At 58.6% G+C, this 18,890-nt stretch carries 20 protein-coding genes; 11 read left to right on the forward strand and 9 right to left on the reverse strand.

The features are described 5' to 3' along the window. Nucleotides 1–17: 17 nt before the first annotated feature. Complete coding sequence (locus DXY33_RS09040; protein WP_115132594.1) at nucleotides 18–1,196, reverse strand: pyridoxal phosphate-dependent aminotransferase; 1,179 nt, start codon at nucleotides 1,194–1,196, stop codon at nucleotides 18–20. A gap of 113 nt (nucleotides 1,197–1,309) precedes the next feature. On the opposite strand from DXY33_RS09040, the gene DXY33_RS09045 reads away from it, so the two are divergent. From DXY33_RS09045 to DXY33_RS09060, 4 genes are read left to right on the forward strand one after another with little or no spacing between them, the layout of a single operon-like run. Continuing rightward, a complete protein-coding gene (locus tag DXY33_RS09045) occupies nucleotides 1,310–1,684 on the forward strand; it encodes a VOC family protein (RefSeq protein WP_371634750.1) in 375 nt (124 codons plus the stop codon). Then, on the forward strand, nucleotides 1,681–2,259 hold the full coding sequence (locus DXY33_RS09050) for a uracil-DNA glycosylase (RefSeq protein WP_115132596.1): 579 nt from the start codon (nucleotides 1,681–1,683) through the stop codon (nucleotides 2,257–2,259). The genes DXY33_RS09045 and DXY33_RS09050 overlap by 4 nt, the downstream gene beginning before the upstream one ends. Nucleotides 2,260–2,264: 5 nt before the next feature. Continuing rightward, entirely contained in the window at nucleotides 2,265–3,461 is a 1,197-nt protein-coding gene (gene ispG, locus DXY33_RS09055) for a (E)-4-hydroxy-3-methylbut-2-enyl-diphosphate synthase (protein ID WP_115009012.1), read from the forward strand. A gap of 34 nt (nucleotides 3,462–3,495) precedes the next feature. Next, on the forward strand, nucleotides 3,496–4,845 hold the full coding sequence (locus DXY33_RS09060; RefSeq protein WP_115132597.1) for a S41 family peptidase: 1,350 nt from the start codon (nucleotides 3,496–3,498) through the stop codon (nucleotides 4,843–4,845). A 1-nt stretch (nucleotide 4,846) separates the two neighbouring features. Here the strand turns inward: DXY33_RS09060 and DXY33_RS12405 are convergent, their stop codons facing one another. Next, entirely contained in the window at nucleotides 4,847–5,014 is a 168-nt protein-coding gene (locus DXY33_RS12405) for a hypothetical protein (protein WP_006849887.1), read from the reverse strand. 79 nt (nucleotides 5,015–5,093) lie between these two features. Next, the gene (gene mfd, locus DXY33_RS09065) at nucleotides 5,094–8,672 is read right to left on the reverse strand and encodes a transcription-repair coupling factor (protein WP_115132598.1); all 3,579 of its coding nucleotides are present in this window, start codon (nucleotides 8,670–8,672) and stop codon (nucleotides 5,094–5,096) included. Nucleotides 8,673–8,736: 64 nt separating this feature from the next. Between mfd and DXY33_RS09070 the strand changes: the two genes are divergently transcribed. Next, the gene (locus DXY33_RS09070) at nucleotides 8,737–8,973 is read left to right on the forward strand and encodes a hypothetical protein (protein ID WP_115132817.1); all 237 of its coding nucleotides are present in this window, start codon (nucleotides 8,737–8,739) and stop codon (nucleotides 8,971–8,973) included. 40 nt (nucleotides 8,974–9,013) lie between these two features. After that, nucleotides 9,014–9,148: a hypothetical protein gene (locus DXY33_RS12850; RefSeq protein ID WP_006851938.1), complete on the forward strand. Its 135-nt coding sequence runs from the start codon at nucleotides 9,014–9,016 to the stop codon at nucleotides 9,146–9,148. Nucleotides 9,149–9,178: 30 nt separating this feature from the next. Here the strand turns inward: DXY33_RS12850 and DXY33_RS09075 are convergent, their stop codons facing one another. After that, nucleotides 9,179–9,685 carry a hypothetical protein gene (locus DXY33_RS09075; protein ID WP_115132599.1) on the reverse strand — a complete coding sequence of 169 codons (507 nt, stop codon included), beginning with the start codon at nucleotides 9,683–9,685 and terminating at the stop codon, nucleotides 9,179–9,181. Nucleotides 9,686–9,974: 289 nt separating this feature from the next. Here DXY33_RS09075 and DXY33_RS09080 point away from each other — a divergent pair, with 289 nt between their 5' ends. Together DXY33_RS09080 and DXY33_RS12040 are read left to right on the forward strand one after the other, a co-directional pair. Next, nucleotides 9,975–10,169: a hypothetical protein gene (locus DXY33_RS09080; protein ID WP_114989119.1), complete on the forward strand. Its 195-nt coding sequence runs from the start codon at nucleotides 9,975–9,977 to the stop codon at nucleotides 10,167–10,169. A gap of 1,266 nt (nucleotides 10,170–11,435) precedes the next feature. Continuing rightward, on the forward strand, nucleotides 11,436–12,173 hold the full coding sequence (locus DXY33_RS12040) for a hypothetical protein (protein WP_170951005.1): 738 nt from the start codon (nucleotides 11,436–11,438) through the stop codon (nucleotides 12,171–12,173). A gap of 83 nt (nucleotides 12,174–12,256) precedes the next feature. Here DXY33_RS12040 and DXY33_RS12410 read toward each other — a convergent pair whose 3' ends face one another. After that, nucleotides 12,257–12,418, reverse strand: coding sequence for a hypothetical protein (locus DXY33_RS12410; protein WP_170951006.1), 162 nt, complete (start codon nucleotides 12,416–12,418; stop codon nucleotides 12,257–12,259). A gap of 132 nt (nucleotides 12,419–12,550) precedes the next feature. Continuing rightward, nucleotides 12,551–13,306 (reverse strand): hypothetical protein, encoded by a 756-nt coding sequence (locus tag DXY33_RS09095; RefSeq protein ID WP_115132602.1) that lies wholly within the window; start codon nucleotides 13,304–13,306, stop codon nucleotides 12,551–12,553. A gap of 38 nt (nucleotides 13,307–13,344) precedes the next feature. Between DXY33_RS09095 and DXY33_RS09100 the strand changes: the two genes are divergently transcribed. Genes DXY33_RS09100 through DXY33_RS09110 form a run of 3 tightly spaced genes read left to right on the forward strand, consistent with a single transcriptional unit; the run spans nucleotide 13,345 to nucleotide 15,064 of the window. Then, entirely contained in the window at nucleotides 13,345–14,082 is a 738-nt protein-coding gene (locus DXY33_RS09100) for a DUF475 domain-containing protein (protein WP_115132603.1), read from the forward strand. Further along, nucleotides 14,072–14,410 carry a DUF6464 family protein gene (locus tag DXY33_RS09105; protein ID WP_115082253.1) on the forward strand — a complete coding sequence of 113 codons (339 nt, stop codon included), beginning with the start codon at nucleotides 14,072–14,074 and terminating at the stop codon, nucleotides 14,408–14,410. The genes DXY33_RS09100 and DXY33_RS09105 overlap by 11 nt, the downstream gene beginning before the upstream one ends. Before the next feature lie 3 nt (nucleotides 14,411–14,413). Continuing rightward, the gene (locus tag DXY33_RS09110) at nucleotides 14,414–15,064 is read left to right on the forward strand and encodes a hypothetical protein (protein WP_115132818.1); all 651 of its coding nucleotides are present in this window, start codon (nucleotides 14,414–14,416) and stop codon (nucleotides 15,062–15,064) included. A 1-nt stretch (nucleotide 15,065) separates the two neighbouring features. Here the strand turns inward: DXY33_RS09110 and fmt are convergent, their stop codons facing one another. The 3 genes from fmt to DXY33_RS09125 are packed head-to-tail and all read right to left on the reverse strand — an operon-like array spanning nucleotide 15,066 to nucleotide 18,864. Further along, nucleotides 15,066–16,082 carry a methionyl-tRNA formyltransferase gene (fmt, locus tag DXY33_RS09115; RefSeq protein WP_115132604.1) on the reverse strand — a complete coding sequence of 339 codons (1,017 nt, stop codon included), beginning with the start codon at nucleotides 16,080–16,082 and terminating at the stop codon, nucleotides 15,066–15,068. Nucleotides 16,083–16,084: 2 nt separating this feature from the next. Then, nucleotides 16,085–17,455, reverse strand: a complete 1,371-nt coding sequence (locus DXY33_RS09120) for a TldD/PmbA family protein (RefSeq protein WP_115132605.1) — start codon at nucleotides 17,453–17,455, stop codon at nucleotides 16,085–16,087. Continuing rightward, nucleotides 17,455–18,864 (reverse strand): TldD/PmbA family protein, encoded by a 1,410-nt coding sequence (locus DXY33_RS09125; RefSeq protein WP_115132606.1) that lies wholly within the window; start codon nucleotides 18,862–18,864, stop codon nucleotides 17,455–17,457. The genes DXY33_RS09120 and DXY33_RS09125 overlap by 1 nt, the downstream gene beginning before the upstream one ends. Nucleotides 18,865–18,890: the final 26 nt, after the last annotated feature.

Raw genomic sequence — 18,890 nt, forward strand, 5'->3', positions numbered from 1 at the left:
AGAGTGATGAGATCGGATCAGAAGGAACGAAGCAGCCGCTTCAGTCGCATCAGTCCATCGTTGATCGTCTCATCCGCCACGGCACAGGAGAGTCGAATGCAGCGGTCATCGCCGAAGGCCAGGCCCGGAACCACGGCCAGGCCTTCCTGTTCCAAGGCTTGCCGGCAGAACTCCATCGAATCGGGCACGCCGTCCGGCAGGCGGGGGAAGGCGTAGAAGGCCCCTTGAGGGGGCGTCAGGGTGATGCCCTCCAGAGCCTGCAGCCCTTCAGTGAGCAGAGTTCGGCGGCGGTTGTAGCTGATGGCCATCTCGCGCACGCAATCTCGAGGCGCTTCGATCGCCGCCAGTGCGCCCCGTTGAGCAAAGCTGCACACATTGCTGGTGCTCTGGCTCTGAAGGGCTGAAGCAGCCTTGATCACGGCAGCATCTCCAGCCAGATAACCGAGGCGCCAGCCGGTCATCGCCCAGCCTTTGGCAAAACCGTTCACGGTGAAGCAGCGCGAGCGGATCTCTTCGGCAATGGCCGCAAAGCTGCAGTGCTGCTGACCATCGGCCAGGAGATATTCATAGATCTCATCGCTCATCACCATCAGCTGGGGGTGACGGGCCACCAGCGCGGCCAGGGCCTCCAGTTCGGCCCGTGTCATCACCTGGCCGCTGGGGTTGCCAGGGGAATTGATCACCAGCAGTCGGCTGCGTGGGGTGATCTTCTGCTCCAGTAGAGCGAGGTCGAGACGGAAGCCTTCCTCCGCTTTGGTGGGGATGATCCTCGTGCTCGCCCCGGCCAAAGCAGCCATCTCGGGATAGCTCAGCCAGTAGGGCGCCGGCACCAGAACTTCGTCGCCGGGATTGAGCAGCACCTGGAACAGGTTGTAGATGGCTTGCTTGCCACCGTTGGTGACCAGAACCTGCTCGGGCTGGGTTGGAATAGCGTTTTCGACGCTCAGTTTGTGGGCCAGAGCCGCACGGAGATCGGGGTCCCCCGCGGCGGGGCCGTAACGGGTGAAGCCGGATCCCAGAGCATGCTGAGCCGCTTCAACGATGAATGCAGGCGTCGCAAAGTCCGGCTCACCGGCACTGAGGCTGCAGATGTCCTTGCCGCTGTCGCGCAGTGCTTTGGCCTTGGCGCTGATCTCCAGCGTCAGCGACGGTTTGAGGGCGACAGCCCGGTCGGAAAGTTCTGGCGGGCGCGGCATCGGTAACGCACCTCCCCGCGGTGCGTTTAAAACGTCATCATCCTGCCGCAGATGGTGTCGCAGACAACCTTGATTTCTCAGCGCCCATGAATGCGATACAGATCAGCTGGGTCTTGGCCGCAGAGGACAGCGCCAGACTGGCGACGTTCTACAGCGAGCTGTTTCAAGCCACGTTGAAGCCTGGGCTGGCGGAGCACCACTGCATCGTTCAATTCAGCGATGGCACCCAGCTGGAGATCTACAGGCCCTCACGCCGGCGTTCTTTTCCAGCCCGAGGGCGAGCGCTGGCGCCCTGCTTGCGGCTCTACCCATCGCAGCAACCCCTGCCTGAACTGCAACGGCTGCTCAGCAACGCCCTGCAGCGTGGCGGATCGCTCCTCGAGGAGGCGCGGCTTGAGCCCTTTGGTGCTGAGGCCTGGATCCACGATCCGGAGGGCAATCCCCTGTTGCTCCTGGCTCCCCTGGAATCTGTTGCTCCGACGTCATGACCCTCTCCAGCCTGGAGGCCTGCAGTTCTTGCACTGCCTGTGACCTGGCCAGCACGCGCCACACCGTCGTGATCAGCCGCGGCAACCCCAAGGCGGATCTGATGCTGATCGGTGAAGCACCCGGAGCTCAGGAAGATGCTCAGGGAGTTCCGTTTGTCGGGCGTTCAGGACGTGCCCTCGATCAACTGCTGCGGGATGTGGATCTGGATCCCGAGCATGACCTCTACATCTGCAACGCGATCAAATGCCGCCCGCCCAACAACCGACGGCCGAAAAAAGCTGAGTTGGCCGCCTGTCGGGCCTGGCTTGACCTTCAACTGGAGGCCGTTGACCCCAAGGTGATCGTGCTGACGGGAGCCACCGCTGTGGAGACCATCCTTGGCATCAAGGGGGGCATGACCCAGCTTCGTGGGCAGTGGCAGAGCTGGAATGGACGGGCGGTGATGCCGATTTTTCACCCCTCTTATCTGCTGCGCAATCCCTCCAAAGCAGCCGGCGCGCCCCTGGATCTGACACAACAGGACCTGGCCGCAGTCCAACAGCGCCTGTGCGAGCCTTGGGTTGCTTCTAACTGAGCTTCATGACTGCCCTGGATCGGCGTTACGACACCAAGATCCATCGACGTGTGACCCGCACCGTGATGGTTGGTGATGTGCCGATCGGCAGTGAGCATCCTGTGGTTGTTCAGTCGATGATCAACGAGGACACCCTCGATATAGATGGGTCCGTCGCAGGAATCCTTCGGCTTGTGGAAGCTGGCTGTGAAATCGTTCGGGTGACGACGCCTTCGATTGGCCATGCGAAGGCCATGGCCAAAATTCGTGCTGCACTTCGAGAGCAGGGCTGCATGGTTCCCCTGGTGGCGGATGTCCACCACAACGGCATCAAAATCGCCCTTGAAGTCGCCAAGCATGTCGACAAAGTTCGGATCAATCCCGGGCTATTTGTTTTCGACAAGCCCGATCCCGATCGGCAGGAGTTCAGCAAAGAAGAATTTGCCGCCATCGGCCAGCGCATCCGTGAAACGTTCGAGCCCTTGGTCACCCTGCTGCGGGATCAGAACAAGGCGCTGCGAATTGGTGTGAACCATGGCTCCCTGGCGGAGCGGATGCTGTTCACCTACGGCGACACCCCTGAGGGGATGGTCGAATCAGCGATGGAATTTGTGCGGATCTGTCACGAACTTGATTTCCACAACATCGTGATTTCGATGAAGGCCTCGCGGGCGCCGGTGATGCTTGCGGCCTATCGCCTGATGGCGGACACCATGGACAAGGAAGGCTTCAATTACCCTCTGCACCTGGGCGTGACCGAAGCCGGTGACGGTGATTACGGCCGGATCAAGAGCACCGCAGGCATTGCCACCCTGTTGGCCGATGGATTGGGAGACACCCTCCGGGTCTCATTGACGGAGGCTCCTGAAAAGGAAATCCCCGTCTGCTACTCGATTCTTCAATCCCTGGGTCTGCGCAAGACCATGGTCGAGTACGTCGCCTGCCCCAGCTGCGGTCGCACCCTGTTCAATCTCGAAGAGGTGCTGCATAAGGTCCGGGATGCCACCAAGCATCTCCAGGGTCTTGACGTTGCTGTGATGGGATGCATCGTCAATGGTCCCGGCGAGATGGCCGACGCTGATTACGGCTACGTGGGCAAAGGGCCTGGAACCATTGCTCTGTATCGCGGTCGTGATGAAATCCGCAAGGTGCCTGAAGCTGAGGGCGTTGAAGCTCTGATCCAGTTGATCAAAGAGGACGGTCGCTGGGTGGAGCCCGCCTGATCTCGTTAGTCTGCAGAATCAGTCCTGAACGGCCATGGTTCGGAGTCAGCGCCTGCGTTCTTTGGTTCGGTCGACCCCGTTGCTGTTGATGCTCGGGGTCGGTGGTGTGGTCACAGCCCTGGGCATCAGCTCGCCAGGTCTTTCTTTGCCATCGGCCTCCGGCGGATCGATTCACGACAGCCCTAAGGAGGTGATTGATCAGGTCTGGCAGATCGTTTATCGCGATTACCTGGATTCCACGGGTTCCTACGACGCAAGAACGTGGCGCCAGTTGCGGAGCAATCTGCTGCGCAAGTCCTACGGGGGCAGCGCCGAGTCCTATGAGGCGATCCGGGGCATGCTGGCCAGTCTTGATGACCCCTACACGCGTTTCCTTGATCCGAAGGAGTTCAAGGAGATGCAGATCGACACCTCCGGGGAGTTGATGGGCGTGGGGATCCAGCTCAGTCTCGACAAAGACACGAAAGAGCTGATTGTTGTCTCTCCGATTGAGGGCACCCCTGCATCCCGTGCGGGCGTTCAGCCCAAGGATGTGATCGTGTCCATCGATGGTGCCTCCACCAAAGGCATGACCACCGAGGACGCCGTTAAGTTGATCCGTGGTCCGGAAGGCACCGATGTGGTGCTGGGACTCAGGCGCCAGGGTCAGGTGCTGGATGTGCCCTTGAAACGAGCGCGCATTGAGATTCATGCCGTGAAGGCGATGCTCAACACGGCGCCCAATGGCCGCAAGGTGGGCTACATCCGTCTCAAGCAATTCAATGCCAACGCCACGCGTGAGATGCGTGCGGCCATCAAGGATCTGGAATCACAGGCTGCTGAGGGCTATGTGCTGGATCTACGCAGCAATCCCGGCGGCTTGCTTGAGGCCAGTGTGGACATCGCCCGCCAATGGCTCAACGAGGGCACCATCGTTAGCACCCGAACCCGCGCAGGAATCCGCGATGTGAGGCGCGCCACGGGTAGTGCAATCACCGATAAACCTCTGGTCGTGCTGATTGATCAGGGATCCGCCAGTGCCAGCGAAATCCTTTCAGGGGCACTTCAGGACAATTCCCGTGCCCAACTCGTTGGACAGAAGACCTTCGGCAAAGGGCTTGTCCAGTCCGTTCGCGGATTGGCCGATGGATCCGGTCTGACGGTCACCATCGCGAAGTATCTGACACCCAAGGGAACCGATATTCACAAGAACGGAATCCAACCGGACATCGAAGCGGCGATGTCGAAGCAGGAGATCAAGAACTTCTCGGTTGAAGACCTGGGTACCCAGAAGGACAGTCAGTACCGGACAGCTGAGGGGACCCTCATGAACCAATTAAAGAAAATTCAGGCTGGCACGACCTATCAACCCGGCCGAGCCAACCTCAGCTACGCGCTGCAGTAGCTCAGGAGATCGGCTGCATCAGACCGCCGCCGCCACCACCGTTGGAGTCGTCATCGTCTGAAGCGCCGGGCTGGAACAGGGCATACACACCAAGGGCGGTGGCACAGAAAACGCCGCTGATCAGTTCTAGAGAGACGCCACCAGCACCGATCTCGACGAATTCACCCATGTCCAACGGATTTCGCTGGAACCAATGTAACGAAGAATTGCGTGGTTGGTAACGTTTTTCTCAGAATTGGTTTCAGGCTTCAGACCTGAACCACCTCTGCATTCTTGGCACGCAGCTCCTCCTGCCGCTGTGCCTCCGTTTTGCCATCGGCATCGGGAATCTGGGCTGCCATCAGACGCAGCCATTCCATCAGCTGTTCCAGTTGCTTCTCCATGGGGAGAACACCAAGACCGCGGGCCATCACCTTGTGCTGGATGCCGCTGCCGGCCTGATACACCAAGCGGCCATGCAGATGCTGGGGCAATCCCTGGCGCAGCAAACGGAACGCCGGTTCCTCCATGGGAGTTTCGAGCACGATGTTGGGCTTTTCCGGTTTGATCCTGGAGAAGCCGCACCGCTTCGCCAGCAGTTTGAGCTCCATCAGCTGGAGTAGCGACACCACGGCAGCGGGCAGCGCTCCGTAGCGATCGGCCCAACCCGCAGCCAGCTCCACCAGGGCCTCGGCGGTGAGGCAGTCGGCGGCAGCCCGGTAGGCCGCGATCTTCTCATCCGGATCAGTGATCCAGTCCGCAGGCACGAAGGCCGTGACGGGGAGATCCACCTGGGTGTCTTCAACGCTGGGGATGTCTTGACCCTGAATTTCCGCCAGGGATTCCTGCAGCATTTCCATGTAGAGGTCAAAGCCGATGGTTTCCATCTGGCCGCTCTGCTGCACGCCGAGGAGATTTCCGACCCCACGGATCTCCATATCCCGCATGGCGAGCTGATACCCACTGCCCAGTTGGGCGAACTCCTGAATCGCGCGCAGCCGCTGACGGGCGGTGTCGCTCAGCGATGCGTTGCCCGGATAGAACAACCAGGCATGAGCCTGAATCCCACTGCGACCGACCCGTCCCCGCAATTGGTACAGCTGAGCCAGGCCAAAGCGGTGGGCGTCCTCAATCAGGATCGTGTTTACGCGAGGAATGTCCAGGCCGCTTTCCACAATCGTGGTGCAGAGCATCACGTCGGCTTCACCGGCGTTGAACGCCACCATGGCGTTCTCCAGTTCGCCCTCGGCCATCTGACCGTGAGCCACCAAAAGCTTCAGGCCTGGCAGCATTTCCCGTAGGCCTGCAGCCACCTCCTCGATTCCTTCCACCCGAGGAACCACATAAAACACCTGGCCCCCACGATCCAGTTCCTGGCGAATGGCGCTGCGCACCGCCTCCGGATCCAGAGAAGCCAGGTGCGTCTTGATCGGACGGCGCAGTGGCGGTGGTGTAGTGATCAGGCTCATCTCCCGCACCCCCGAAAGGCTCATGTAGAGCGTTCTGGGAATCGGCGTTGCCGACAGGGTCAATACGTCGACGTCCTTCCGCAGCACTTTGATCTTTTCCTTCTGGTTCACACCGAAGCGCTGTTCTTCATCCACCACCAACAGACCAAGCTCTTGGAACGACGCTCCTTTGCTGAGCAGCTGGTGGGTTCCCACCACGGCGTCGATGGTTCCCTGCTGCAGGCCATCGAGAATGGATTTGCGTTCCGACGCCGTCCGGAAACGGTTCAGCAGAGCCACCTTGATCGGATATGGCGCGAAGCGTTCCGAGAGCGTGCGCCAGTGCTGCTGAGCCAACACCGTGGTTGGGGCCAGCATCGCCACCTGTTTTCCAGCGGTGATGGCTTTGAAGATGGCGCGGATCGCAACTTCGGTCTTGCCGAAGCCAACGTCCCCGCACACCAGTCGGTCCATCGGCTCCTGCCGTTCCATGTCCCGTTTCACGTCGGCCGTGGCCTTCAGTTGATCCGGCGTCGGGTCATAGGGGAACGACTCCTCCATTTCCACCTGCCAGGGGCCGTCGGAGGGGAAGGCAAAGCCTGCGGCCTGTTGCCGTTCTGCGTACAGCTTCACCAGATCAAGGGCAACCTTGCGAACCGCCTTCTTGGCCCGTTCCTTGGCCTTGTTCCAGGCCGTGCCGCCCATACGGTTGAGCTGCGGGGGTGTTTCACTCGTGGCCCGATAACGCCCAAGGCTGCCGAGTTGATCGGCGGCAACCCGAAGGATTCCATCGGCGTACTGCACCACGAGGTAGTCGCGGATGTCGCCTGACATCGCGAGTTTTTCCATGGCTTTGAAGCGGCCGATGCCATGGTTCCGATGCACCACGAAATCGCCTGGGCGCATCTTGTTGGGATCCACCGTGCGACTGGCGGCCTTGCGGCGACGGCGCACGTAGCCACTGGAACTGAGGCTCTGCTGGCCAAAGAATTCACGGTCGGTGACCAGGGCAATCCGCCAAGCCGGCAGCTGCAAACCCTCAAGTTCGGCCGTGCCCCTCACCTTCAGGGCGACGGGGGTGTTCTGCTCAATTAGACGGGAAATGGCATTGCTGTCTCCCGTGTTCGGCACAAAACGACTGATGCAGTCGTGCTCCTCAAGCAGAGCAACCGCTCGGCTGGGTTGTGCAGACACCAACCAAACCGCCGTGCGCTCGGTTTGAAATCCCTTGATCAGTTCCCCGAGTTTTCCGAATTGGTTGGGGTAGGCCGCAACAGGGCGGCTGGCGAGGTCAAAGCTGTTGGGGTGCTGGTCGACTTCGAGCAGTTCTGCCATGTCAAAGCCATGGAAGACCTCCGTCAGGGCATAGGCGGCATCAATCTCACGGTGCAGAACCGCTGGCCAGAGCCGATCACGATCGCCCTCGTCCAGACCCGCCTCTGCAGCCATGTCGTGGTGATGTTCCTCCACATGGCTGAGCCACTGTTGTCCGTGGGCCAAGCCCTGGCGTCGCTCATCGATCACCACTGTTGTGGTGTGTGGCAGGTAGTCGAGAAGCGAGGCGGGTTGCTCCCAGGCGAGCCCCATCAGCCGGCGCATGCCTTCCGGGGTCCCGCCGTTTAAAAGCTGTTCTGTGCCCTCAGAACCGAGCAGTTGCTCCAGCCCATCGGGCATCGTCTCCCTGAGCTGGTCCGCAATCAGAGGCCCAAACCCTGTTGGTGTGAGTCGAAGCGCATCGACGGGATCCAGTGAGCGTTGGCTGGCGGGATCGAATTCCCGCAGCTTGTCGAGCTCCTCTCCGAAGAATTCGAGTCGAACAGGCAGCTCACTGCTCACCGGGAAAATGTCGACGATGTCGCCGCGACGGCTCCAGCTCCCCTCCTGCTCAATGGTGGTGACCCGTTCGTAGCCAAGTTGGGCCAGCGTCTCGCCCAGTGCATCCAGATCAACCTCATCCCCTTTGCGCAAGGTGCGCGTTTTCGTTTTCAGAACATCCGGCGGGGGGAGATGGGGCTGCAAACAACGTTCCGTGGCCACGATGGCCCAGGACGCCGCGTTGGCTTCCCCCAGCAGGTCACTCAGAACCTGAAGTTGCCCCCAGGTGATTTCACTTGTGGGATCGAAGGGTTCATAGGGAGAGCCTTCGCTGGTGGGGTAAAGGCTGGCCTGGCCCCATCCCATTAATTCCAAAAGCGCTGTCCAGCGTCCCGCTTCCTCAAGGGTTGGCACCACCACGAGCAGAGGTGCGCCCCGCCGCTGTGACAGCGCGCTGGCCACCAGAGCTCGGCTGCAACGACCCGCCCCGCGCATCAACAAACGTTCGGGGCGGCTTGAGCGCTCATCAAGCTCTCCGGTGAGTGCAGTTTCCTGCAACTTGGTCACCAGGGAACGGAGCGGCATGGAGCAGGCCTCGGCAATCCATGATCTTCGCAATAAGGTGCCAGCAGCTGCGTTAAACCGGTCGATGCCGCGCTACCGCTGCCCCTCCTGCTGTTGCGGCCCGGCCTTGGTGTTGCATCCACCCAAGGGGGTTGTTCCGCTCTGCTCCAGCTGCGCGACACCGTTGCAGCGTCAGCCCCTGGTCCGGCCCATTCCGCTGCTGGTGTTGCTGACTGTGGGCGGTGTGCTGGTTGCTTCCTCGGTCCCCATCCTGTTCACCCCCGAACCAGCTCCCAGCTCAAGGCGCGAAAAACTGGCCTAAGGCGGGGTTTTCGGTTCAATACGTCGGTATTGGTGCCTTCATGACCCTCGGCCGTTTTCTGATTTTCTTCGTGATCGGGCTTGTGCTCGCCCTCACCATTCCTCAGTTGACCTGGTTGCTTTGGCCCCTGGCAGCTTCAGCGCTTTTTGTTGTTGTTCAACTGATCCGCTCCTGAATTCCGGTGCGTTTAAAGCCGAACCGGCACTCAAGACAACCAGCAGGCATCCACAGAAAAGGTGAGCACGTCGTGGGCATCACGATGGTTTCCCGACGTAATGGCAACACAGGCCAGCTGACCATCGTCAAAACAAGTTTTCGACTTGAGCACAAATTTGGCGGCGTCACTGTGGGACCAGACCGCTAGACCCTGCTGTTGGGCTTCGTCGTTGTAGATGTCCCAGAGCTCTGAGAAACGTTCTGCCTCCGGACCCTGCAGAAATTCATTGAGGGCTTCATCAGCACCGACTTCACGGAAGCGATCCAGAAAAGACCGCATCAAGGGATCATCGATCACGTTGCTGGTGGCGATGGCACCAGTGATGCCTCGCACTGAGGTTCGAACAACCCGGTTGGGTTTGCTTCGGGCATCAATGATGACAACGGGGCATTGGAGATCCCAAGTGCTGCGATTTCTGAGTTCACGGCCCGCTTCGGACATGTCATCCCGAAGCTCATTGATCAGCTGCCGTACAACCAGGGTGGAGTCATCCATGCCTGAGCCTATCGCAAGTGCAGCTGATGAATTTGGCAGGTTAAAGATTCAAAACGTTGATATATCAGGTGACATTCAGGCCAAAAACGCTCGCTAGGTGCATCCGCCTCAGCTGGTTATCGATTCCTCGCGGTTTGGTCAATCGCCTTGGTCTAAAACGCGTTCACTGGATTGCAGGCTTCAAGTAATTTATCTGCACTGAAAAGCATGCTGTACAATTAACGCAGCGGAAGCGAAGTCCATCACAACGGCAATATCTTCAAAGTCATCAAGCCAGAAATCTGATTACTTGGCAAAAGCTGCGGAGTACTACTCACGAGCCAAGCAATTGATTGAAGTTGATCAAGATTGGCAGGCTTCGGGCTCCATGATCCTCAAAGCGCTTGCCGAGGAGAGGAAGTCTGAAAATACTGGCCTTCAGGTGATGAATGTGATCAAGTACCAAAAGCCCAAAACAAAGCTGGAGTTCAACTTCCGCAGTTGAGTTATCAGCTGAGCACCCCCTCACGAGAGAGCTCTGATCTCATTACTGCCAGATAGGGGCCATTCCCCCCTTCAGGAAAGAACCGGAGGGAACGACCGGGCTGCGCAGAGTGTGTAGACGATTCACCCTGCTGCAATCGGCATGGACGCCGTATCAGTCCTTGCCGCAAACCCGTTGTAGGCCACTAGCCCTGACCATTCCTGAGTGTTAGTGCTTATTTGGCCTGGCTGAGCGTCTGCTCCTCCAGCAGCAGCAGATTGAGTGACTGACTGGGTTTTGAACGAACCTCGACAATCTGCACGCAAAAAAGCACGCTTATTTAGTTAGGGATGCTTATGGCTGCCCTAGGTGCCCTAACTGATGCACGAAGGGGAAAGCGGCCCCTGCAGCTCTATGGAGGGGCCACTTCCACGGTTTAGCTCTCGATAAGCGAAGCCGCATCGCTTCAGGCGATGGGAGAGCGACTCCGCTGCCAGTGCTCGTTCATGAAAGTCACCGGCTCCACGGTGTTATCCGTGGTCAAGACTGAAAAAACGAGTCACTTACTACCGATCGGGCCTTCTGATCGGTAATTGAAGACATGATCCCGAAGCTGGCTTGTAGTTAGAGAGCGTTTACTCGCTGTCTCATCAAGCTGCGGGTCCTCTGTACATGAGCGATGTACTGCGTTGAACGGGACAACGGTCCCGACCAGTGGGCCAGAGAAATGTGCTTTCGCACTGAATTCAAGGCGTTCGTCCATGCCCGCACCAAATCGCTGGCAACCGGCAACACCTATCGAATTCTGTTCAGCAGCTCCTCCAAAACTGGAGAGGTGCTGAGAGTTTCAAAAGGCCATGCCCTCTTGGATGACGATGAACTCGTTGGATAGGGGTTCAGCTGCCATCGTTGCCGCATGAGAAAGCTCCTGCTCCTCGTGCCGCTGCTTTTAGTTGCTGGATGCTCCGGTGATCCAAAGCTCGCGTGCACGGTCGAGATCGACACCCGTCGTTGGTATGACGGGAAAATGGTTGAACTCGAAGTGAGTTCAGAGGCCAAGCCAGGGCAGCCTGGCTACGGGAAGCTTTACCTCAATGGGACGAACTCCATCCCCAGGGACGTTGAACTCCCTTATGTGATGGGCGGCAAAAGAGTGGCAGAACTCGCCGATGGAAGAGTTCTCTACCTGTCGTCTTGCTGGGAACGAGCACCAGAGCCTTGGACGGGGGAACCAATGCCCCTGGATTAAACGTCGATCACGTTTGATTCCGCTGCCATGCTTGGCGCATGAGAAAGCTCCTGCTCCTCCTGCCGCTTCTTCTGGGCTCCGCGTTCTCGCCAGCTGTTGCAAGCGTCTACGCAGACTTGGAGGCCAGAACCGTCACGGGCACAAAGGATGGGATGCCTTTGGTTGTGATTTCTGATGGCAATACATCGGTTATGACCAATAGCCCAAAGGCCAAGATTCCAGTTGGCACCGGTGGTCTCAGCGAAGGCGAATCAACCACTGTTCCGATGAATTCAGCGGGATTTGAGTACTACTCAAATTTATTTAATGAGCTGAATGTCTTTCATGGCGAAGAAGAAGACTTTGCTGAGCTTGGCGTTGATGAAGGTTGGAAATGCTCGAGCCGTTTTCCCAGCCAAGCGGCACAGTGTGTCACTTCTGTATCAACTAGACAGTGCAGCCAGATTCAGACTCAGTACATAAGGACTAAGGATTATCCAGTAGATGGCGAAAGAAGAGTTTCGCAATGGTTGCGATATCTCAGGCCAGGCCTTTCAAGCCCAGATCGCCTCTACTGCGAGGAATCAAACTTAGTCATTGGATGTAGAGCAGGACGTTGTTATGGATCCCCCTCATCAGGTGAATACGGCTTTTACCCAGGCAAGTGGAACACCATTTCTATTGATGGAAGGAAGTGGGGGTTCGAAGGTGGCCCTTCTCGCCAACAACAGCTTGAGATCTGGAAGGCAATCAAAGATGGAAGCCGCTTCGCTTACCAACTAGTGCACTGGCCATAAGAAAGTCTTGTAACCGGCTCGGAGACTCTTTCTCTTCCAAAAGGCCTTAAGGACAAGATTTACCGTATGTCTCTGGAAAAGCCTTAGACGTCGATCACCTGTGATCCGCCGTCCTCAAGCCTGTTCAGATGCGCTCGGATCGCCTGCAACTGCTTGCGTTGCTCGGCCTCCAGCACATTGGTGTTCACGATCTTGAACGCCTCTGCGATCGCTGCAATGCGGCTGTAGGGCTTGCGCGCACGCAAAACGGTTGGCCCTGCACGCAAATACGCACGCAAAACGCTCTGAAAAAGCTGCGAAAGGCCATAACTGCACGCAAACAACCTATTCCTAAAACCTGAGAAGCCTCTTCAGCACTGGCTTTTCGGCTAAGGAGGTCAGCTCGTCGATTTCATAGCTTGCTCTTCCAGCAGCATGTTGAACTGCAGCAGCTGTTCATCACTGAGTTGTTGACGACTGGTCGCCCCCAGTTGTTGTTGGAGAAAGGTCCTGGCTTGATCGGAGCTCCAGCCCAGCTGCTTCAACATTGCATCTCCTTGTTGAAGCAGATCACCACGACGGATGGGTGCTGGTGCGGTGGACGCGTCGTCGTTGGCTTGGATCAACTTCAACTGACGCAGATAGGCCACCAGATCGGCATAGCGGGTGAGCTTGTGGCGGCTGCCGAGCCCGAAGGCCCGGGTCAAATACTCCTGCTCCTGCTCTCGAGACCAACCAATGCGTCTGATTTCCATATCGATGGCGGTCAGCTCATCACTCCAGTCGTCGGGATCCGTTGGTGTTTCAGAGGTGGTGTTGTCAGCAGGGGTGACGGGGACCTGAAGGGTGGCAGGGGGGTGTGGAGCAGACGAGGGCTGGGTCTGATCAATTTTTCTCGGCCGCTCCACGGGCAACTGCTTCGGATTTGGCTCATCCACCTGGGGGGCTTCAGGGCGAGCTGAATTCAGGGGCTGTTGTGGCCCCTCAGTGGACCCCAGCCTGGAGTTCAGGCGTCGCAACGCTCTCTCCTCAGCCTCTTCAGCAGTGGCGGCTTCACCGAGGGCGCTGCCCTGCAGAGAACCGTCGAGCCAGGCCTCGACCCGCACGATGCATCTCAGGGTGTCGACGTGACACAGCTCGGCCCGGATCTGCATCGCAATGGAACAGCGCTTGCACTTTCTAGGCTGCCGCCATGGACATCACTTCGCTTCCCTCACTGTCGGATTTCTTCGAAGGTGCCGATCAATGGGGTGAGGTTTTGGCCCTGCTGCCTGTTCTGGTACTGCTCGAGCTGATCCTGTCGGCTGACAATGCCGTGGCCCTCGCGGCCATCGCCCGCAGCAGCCGCCAACCGGAGCGGGAAGGCCTTGCCCTCAACCTGGGCATTGGCATTGCACTGGTCTTGCGGATCGCCTTGATCGTTGTGGCCCAGTGGGTGTTGGAAAACGCCTGGGTGCAACTCCTCGCTGCGGCCTATCTGGTTTGGCTCGTGGTTGATCACTTCAACAACCGATCAGGCGATGATGCCGAGTCCAGCGAAGGACATGAATCCAACGGTCTATCTCGCCCGTTTCTGAACACGGTTTTGCTGCTGGCTTTCACAGATCTGGCCTTCTCCATCGATAGCGTCGCCGCAGCCGTGGCCATCAGTGATCAGATTGTGTTGATCAGCACAGGTGCCTTCATCGGCATCGTGGCACTGCGATTTACATCCGCCCTGTTTATCCGCTGGCTTGATCTGTATCCACGGCTTGAAACGGCTGGGTTTCTCGCCGTTGCTTTCGTGGCGCTGCGCTTGATTGTTCATGTTGTCGTGCCCAGCCTCAATCAACCTGATTGGCTCACCTTGTTGGTGGTGCTGTTGCTGTTTGCCTGGGGAATGTCGATCCGCAGCAAGGAACTTGATCAGGACGAAGGCCATGCTTGTTGAACTTCGCCATATCAGTGGAGACCGTTTGCTCCATCGCGTTGATCTTGAGGATCCGCCACAACCGGGGCGATGGCTTGTTGTGGAACAGCAATCCTTCCTAGTGATGCAACGTCGTCACCGTTACGCCCTTCGCAACGGTCGCTATGTGATGGCCTCAGTGGCCCTGTTGGTGAAACCCCAGACGCGTCCCGCCGATGCAACACCTTGGAGACATGGCTGGGTGATCGGTGATCCCAATTGCCGTTTCAATGCCCGTAGTCCTTTGCTCCGCTGTGCTGTGTGGCCGGAAGGCCCCTGCGAGAACTGCAGCCACCGTGAACTTCGCTGATTGATGAAACCGGGTTGGCTCACTGGGCGACTCTGTGCTGGCCATGGCGTCGCCTCCGGAACAAGCAACGATTCACCGTATCCGGATGGCACGATTCGAATGCAATTCCCCGTGTTCCAGTCCTTGGGGCTGGACCTTTCCGGCTGTTACTTCGGCACGCTGAATCTCGACTTTGCCCCCCTCGAGGTTTCACTTTCAAATCCAGATCACCTGTTTGAAAAGGTGCGATGGACCGACCTCCACCCCCCCGAAACGTTCTCGTTCTGGAGTGTTCAGATCAAGACGCCCCAAAGTGAGGTTGTGAACGGCTGGATTTATTACCCCCACCCCGAGACAAAGTTGCGCCATTGGCAACCGCCGACAACGTTGGAATTGCTTGCACCGCGATTATGCGGAGTGGAAACAGGCGGCACAATTCATCTCTGTGATCAAGGCCAACGGATCAAACTCATCGATACGGTTCGCTTGCGCGCAAGGTTGCTGGAATTTCTCAAATTCAGAGTTCTGGCCTCGCAGCAAACATTTTTTGAAGCTGACACCCTGTTGAAGCGCCAACAATGGCTCTCGGCGATGTTCCCGGAAGCTCTTCAGCTTTCCGAGCAGGATCTCGATCGGGTTTGGTCTCAAGCGCGGATGTTGTACACGGAATCCTGAATCAACCTTCGCCCAATCGATCTCCGGGAGTGGCGTTGAGTTGCTGCAACAGAACGGGGGCTGTGCTGCGTGCTTTCCCTTCCAGCTGTGCCTCCCGGATCAGAAGGGGGCAGCCTGAACTGCTCACCACAAGCCCCAGATCTTCAATCACTGCAAGGATCGTCCCTGGGGGATGCCCGCCGGTGGGCCATTGACCCACGAGGTTGCGTCCCTCAGGACTGAGTTGATCCTGCAGGCGCTCGATCAACGGCTCCGTGCGCAACACCTTCAGGCGTTTGCCCTGCCACTGGGTGAACGCTCCGGGATGAAGCCCCATCACCTTGCGATGAATGCTGAGAGCAGGGGCAGACCAATCCAATTGGAAATCCTGCTTCTCCAGCATGCGGGCATAGGTCGACCCCTCGGCCTGAACCCGCACGTTGAGCCTTGCCAATCTCTCGTCTTCTGGACCCGGTCCCGCTGCTTCAATCAGTGGCATCGCCTGAACCATCAGCTCTGCAGTGAGAGCACTGAGCCGTTCGGCCAAGGCGATGGAAGGTTCCAGCAGCTGGATCGGGGTGCGTTGCTCGAGCAGAACCGGACCAGTATCGAGCCCTTCTTCCATGGCCATGATCCCCACACCCGTTTCCTGATCCCCTTCGAGCAGGGCCCACTGGATGGGACCAGCACCGCGCCAACGCGGTAGAAGTGATCCGTGGCCGTTCCAGCAGCCCAGAGGAGGCTGCTCCAACACATCCTTGGGAAGGATCTGTCCGAAGGCAACAACCACAGAGGCATCAGCATCGAGTGCAGCGAGCTTGGCTTTGCAATCGTCATCCCGTCGGATCCGTTCAGGGGTGAACACAGGAAGACCGAGTTCTTCCGCCCTCGCCTTCACCGGTGATGGAACCAGCTGTTTGCCTCGACCCCGCCGACGATCCGGCTGCGTGACGACCCCAACGATGGTGTGGCCCGCATCATGCAGTGCATTAAGGGTTGGCACCGCATAGACCGGTGTCCCCCAGAACAGAATCTTCAACGTCAGGCTTCGCCGGTGATGGAGAGTCCATCCACCCAAACATGAGGGGAAACGCCGCGGTGGGTGATTTTAGAATCAGCTTCCAGATGAGCAATGCCGTTGAGAACAGAGCGGATGTCACCGGCAACCGTTGCTGCTTCCACGGAAACCCGTTCGCCGTTGTTCACCAACCATCCATCGAAGGGCAAGGAGAATGATCCCTGGGTGGCTTTCACACCGGCGTGAAGCGCTGACAGATCCTCAATCAGCACGAAGGGGCCTGACTCGGTGCGGTGGTTGAGGCTGTTACCGCTGCTCACCTGCGGGTTGGAACCAACCACGAACCAGTCTGGACCCACCGAAACCTTGGCTCCAAGTCCAGCGTGACCGGTGGGTTGAACACCGAAGGCTCGGGCCGTTGCTTCCGAGTGAAGGAAATTCCGCAGGGTTCCGCCTTCAATCAAGGAGAGACGTCGGGTTGGTGTTCCCTCGCCATCGAAGGCTGCCGCACTGATGTGTCCGGGGTGGAGGCCGTCATCGTGGAGGTTGAAGAAGGGAACCGCCACATCGGATCCAATCGAATCCCGCTGGCTCAAGCTCACCCCATCGAGCACCGAACGCGCATTGAACATGCTGCTGAAGGCACCAAGCAGTGAAAGAAAGGCCTCGGGGGTGAAGCAAACCCGGTAGCTCCCGGTTTCGATCGGTCGATAATCCAGATGGCTGACGGTGCGATCAACGGCCTCGCTGATGCAGCCTTGAACATCCAGTTCGCTGCTGCCAAGACCCAGACGAACAGCACCTCCACTGCGGGGCTTACGACCTGTTTCCTCAGCCCTTGCGTAGAGATACAGGCTGGCTTGGGTGCGCTCCATCTGGCGCAGTGCTCCCTCACTGTTGAGATAGAGGCTCTGGGACAGGGATTCCGCCAGTCCGTTGTAGGGGACGGTCTGGATCGCGGGGTGACGACCCAACAGATCGGCTTCCGCATCCCGAAGGGTGTCCAGCAGGGGGAGGATTCCTTGGCGTGGTTGAAGTGGTCGATCGAGCTCGGGGAGTGGAGCTGTGGCCAGGGGGGAGAACTCAGGGATGTCCTCGGGATTGCCAAAACGGCTGGCTGTATGGGCTCCCACAAGGGCTTGTTCCAAGCCGCTATCGGAGAGGTCGGTGGTGCTGGTGATGCCTACCAGGCCATCGCTGTTCCAAACCCGGACGGTGATGGAGCTCCGCTGCGATGCCTTGAGTTGTTTGGCTTCACCACGATCCACCTGAACGGAGCAATCGTCACTGCATGCGGCACCAAGATCCCAACGACGAATGCCTTCTCGCGAGGCGAGGGTCTGAAGGCGATCCCTGAGATCCGCGGCGTTAAGGCTGTTGTTGCTGCTCATCATCAACGGCCCCCCACCGTGATCGAATCAACTTTGATGTGGGGTTGGCCCACGGTGACGAACACACTTCCACTCACGGATCCGCAGAACCCGGCAGCCAGTTCCAGATCGTTGGCGCACATCGAAATGCGTGGCATCACCTCCTTGGCATCACCGATCAACGTCGCCCCTTTCACAGGTTTGGTGAGTTTCCCGTTCTCAATCAGATACCCCTCTTCAACGGAGAAATTGAACTGACCTGTCGGGCCGACGCTTCCCCCACCCATGGCCTTGCAGTACAAGCCTTGATCGACGGATTCAATCAACTGTTCAGGGGTGTGCGGACCGGCGTCGATGAAGGTGTTTCGCATCCGGCTCGCAGCTGCAAAGGCATGGCTCTGACGCCGGCCGCTTCCGGTGCGTTTGTGGCCCGTGCGCAGTTCACCGGCCCGGTCACTGATGAAGCGTTGGAGCACCCCGTTTTTGATCAGCACGGTGCGCTCAGGTTCCATTCCTTCGTCATCCATCGAGATGGAACCGAAGGATCCACCACTCAGCCCTTCATCGATGGCGGTGACTGCAGGGTGAGCGATCAGTTCACCAACCCGGTCTGCGAAGGGCGTGGTGCCCCGTTCAATCTGGGTTGTTTCGAGCAGGTGGCCGCAGGCCTCGTGGAAAATCACGCCACCGAACCGGTTGGCGAGAACAGCCGGCATCTGTCCGGCATCCACGTAGTCGGCCCGCAACATCGTCCCAGCGCTGTTGCACACTTCAGCTGCGCTGGCTTCGGCATCCCAGTCCCGAAGATCGTCTGGACGATCGGAACTGCCATAGCGGCGGCCAATGCTGGATCGGTGATCGCCGTCGGCGGCAAGAACGGAGAGACCGGTTGACTGATGCAGGCGGATGTCGCGGGCAAAAGTGCCATCGGAAGCAGCCACCAGCACTTCCTGCCAGTCGCGGGCGTAACTGCCACGGCGCACCTGCAGGTGCTGACCAAGACGATTGAGATGGTCTGTGCCTTTGAGCAGGCACTGGCTGGCCTGATCCAGGGATGGGCAGCGTTCCAGCCAGTCGGCTTTGTTCAAGCCGTGGTCGGTCAGCTTCTTCAACCCTTCAAAAGCTGAAGGGGACGTGAGCTGTTGCGCCTCGAGACCGAGCATGGCGAGGGCCTGATCGAGGGCGCGCTGGAGGCCAGCTTCGCTGAGATCATTGGTGCTGACGAAGCCATCACGGCCATCACGGAACACCCTGAGGCCAGCTCCACGGGCGAACGACGGATTCACACTGGTGATCCGATCCTGTTCGGCAAGCAAGCCGATGTGGTCGGTGCGCTCAAGAAACACCTCGACCAGGTCGGCTCCTGCTGAGCTACCACGGTGCAGCAAGGACTCCAAGAGTCCTTGCCACTGATTCGAAAAGGCGTTGGTCAAGAAATCTCCTCGATTGGGCCGGGGGA

It is taken from the genome of Synechococcus sp. N26, from assembly GCF_900473975.1.
In the GTDB taxonomy this organism is placed as follows: Bacteria; Cyanobacteriota; Cyanobacteriia; order PCC-6307; family Cyanobiaceae; genus Parasynechococcus.

What these genes read in the sequence shown, in the direction of transcription:
- mfd (WP_115132598.1), bottom strand. Translation starts at nt 8,672, where the DNA reads ATGCCGCTCCGTTCCCTGGTGACCAAGTTGCAGGAAACTGCACTCACC.
- DXY33_RS12850 (WP_006851938.1), top strand. Translation starts at nt 9,014, where the DNA reads ATGACCCTCGGCCGTTTTCTGATTTTCTTCGTGATCGGGCTTGTGCTC.
- ispG (WP_115009012.1), top strand. Translation starts at nt 2,265, where the DNA reads ATGACTGCCCTGGATCGGCGTTACGACACCAAGATCCATCGACGTGTG.
- DXY33_RS09075 (WP_115132599.1), bottom strand. Translation starts at nt 9,685, where the DNA reads ATGGATGACTCCACCCTGGTTGTACGGCAGCTGATCAATGAGCTTCGG.
- DXY33_RS09100 (WP_115132603.1), top strand. Translation starts at nt 13,345, where the DNA reads ATGGACATCACTTCGCTTCCCTCACTGTCGGATTTCTTCGAAGGTGCC.
- DXY33_RS09050 (WP_115132596.1), top strand. Translation starts at nt 1,681, where the DNA reads ATGACCCTCTCCAGCCTGGAGGCCTGCAGTTCTTGCACTGCCTGTGAC.
- DXY33_RS09060 (WP_115132597.1), top strand. Translation starts at nt 3,496, where the DNA reads ATGGTTCGGAGTCAGCGCCTGCGTTCTTTGGTTCGGTCGACCCCGTTG.
- DXY33_RS12405 (WP_006849887.1), bottom strand. Translation starts at nt 5,014, where the DNA reads ATGGGTGAATTCGTCGAGATCGGTGCTGGTGGCGTCTCTCTAGAACTG.
- DXY33_RS12040 (WP_170951005.1), top strand. Translation starts at nt 11,436, where the DNA reads ATGAGAAAGCTCCTGCTCCTCCTGCCGCTTCTTCTGGGCTCCGCGTTC.
- DXY33_RS09105 (WP_115082253.1), top strand. Translation starts at nt 14,072, where the DNA reads ATGCTTGTTGAACTTCGCCATATCAGTGGAGACCGTTTGCTCCATCGC.
- DXY33_RS09095 (WP_115132602.1), bottom strand. Translation starts at nt 13,306, where the DNA reads ATGCAGATCCGGGCCGAGCTGTGTCACGTCGACACCCTGAGATGCATC.
- DXY33_RS09040 (WP_115132594.1), bottom strand. Translation starts at nt 1,196, where the DNA reads ATGCCGCGCCCGCCAGAACTTTCCGACCGGGCTGTCGCCCTCAAACCG.
- DXY33_RS09070 (WP_115132817.1), top strand. Translation starts at nt 8,737, where the DNA reads ATGCCGCGCTACCGCTGCCCCTCCTGCTGTTGCGGCCCGGCCTTGGTG.
- DXY33_RS09110 (WP_115132818.1), top strand. Translation starts at nt 14,414, where the DNA reads ATGAAACCGGGTTGGCTCACTGGGCGACTCTGTGCTGGCCATGGCGTC.
- DXY33_RS09120 (WP_115132605.1), bottom strand. Translation starts at nt 17,455, where the DNA reads ATGATGAGCAGCAACAACAGCCTTAACGCCGCGGATCTCAGGGATCGC.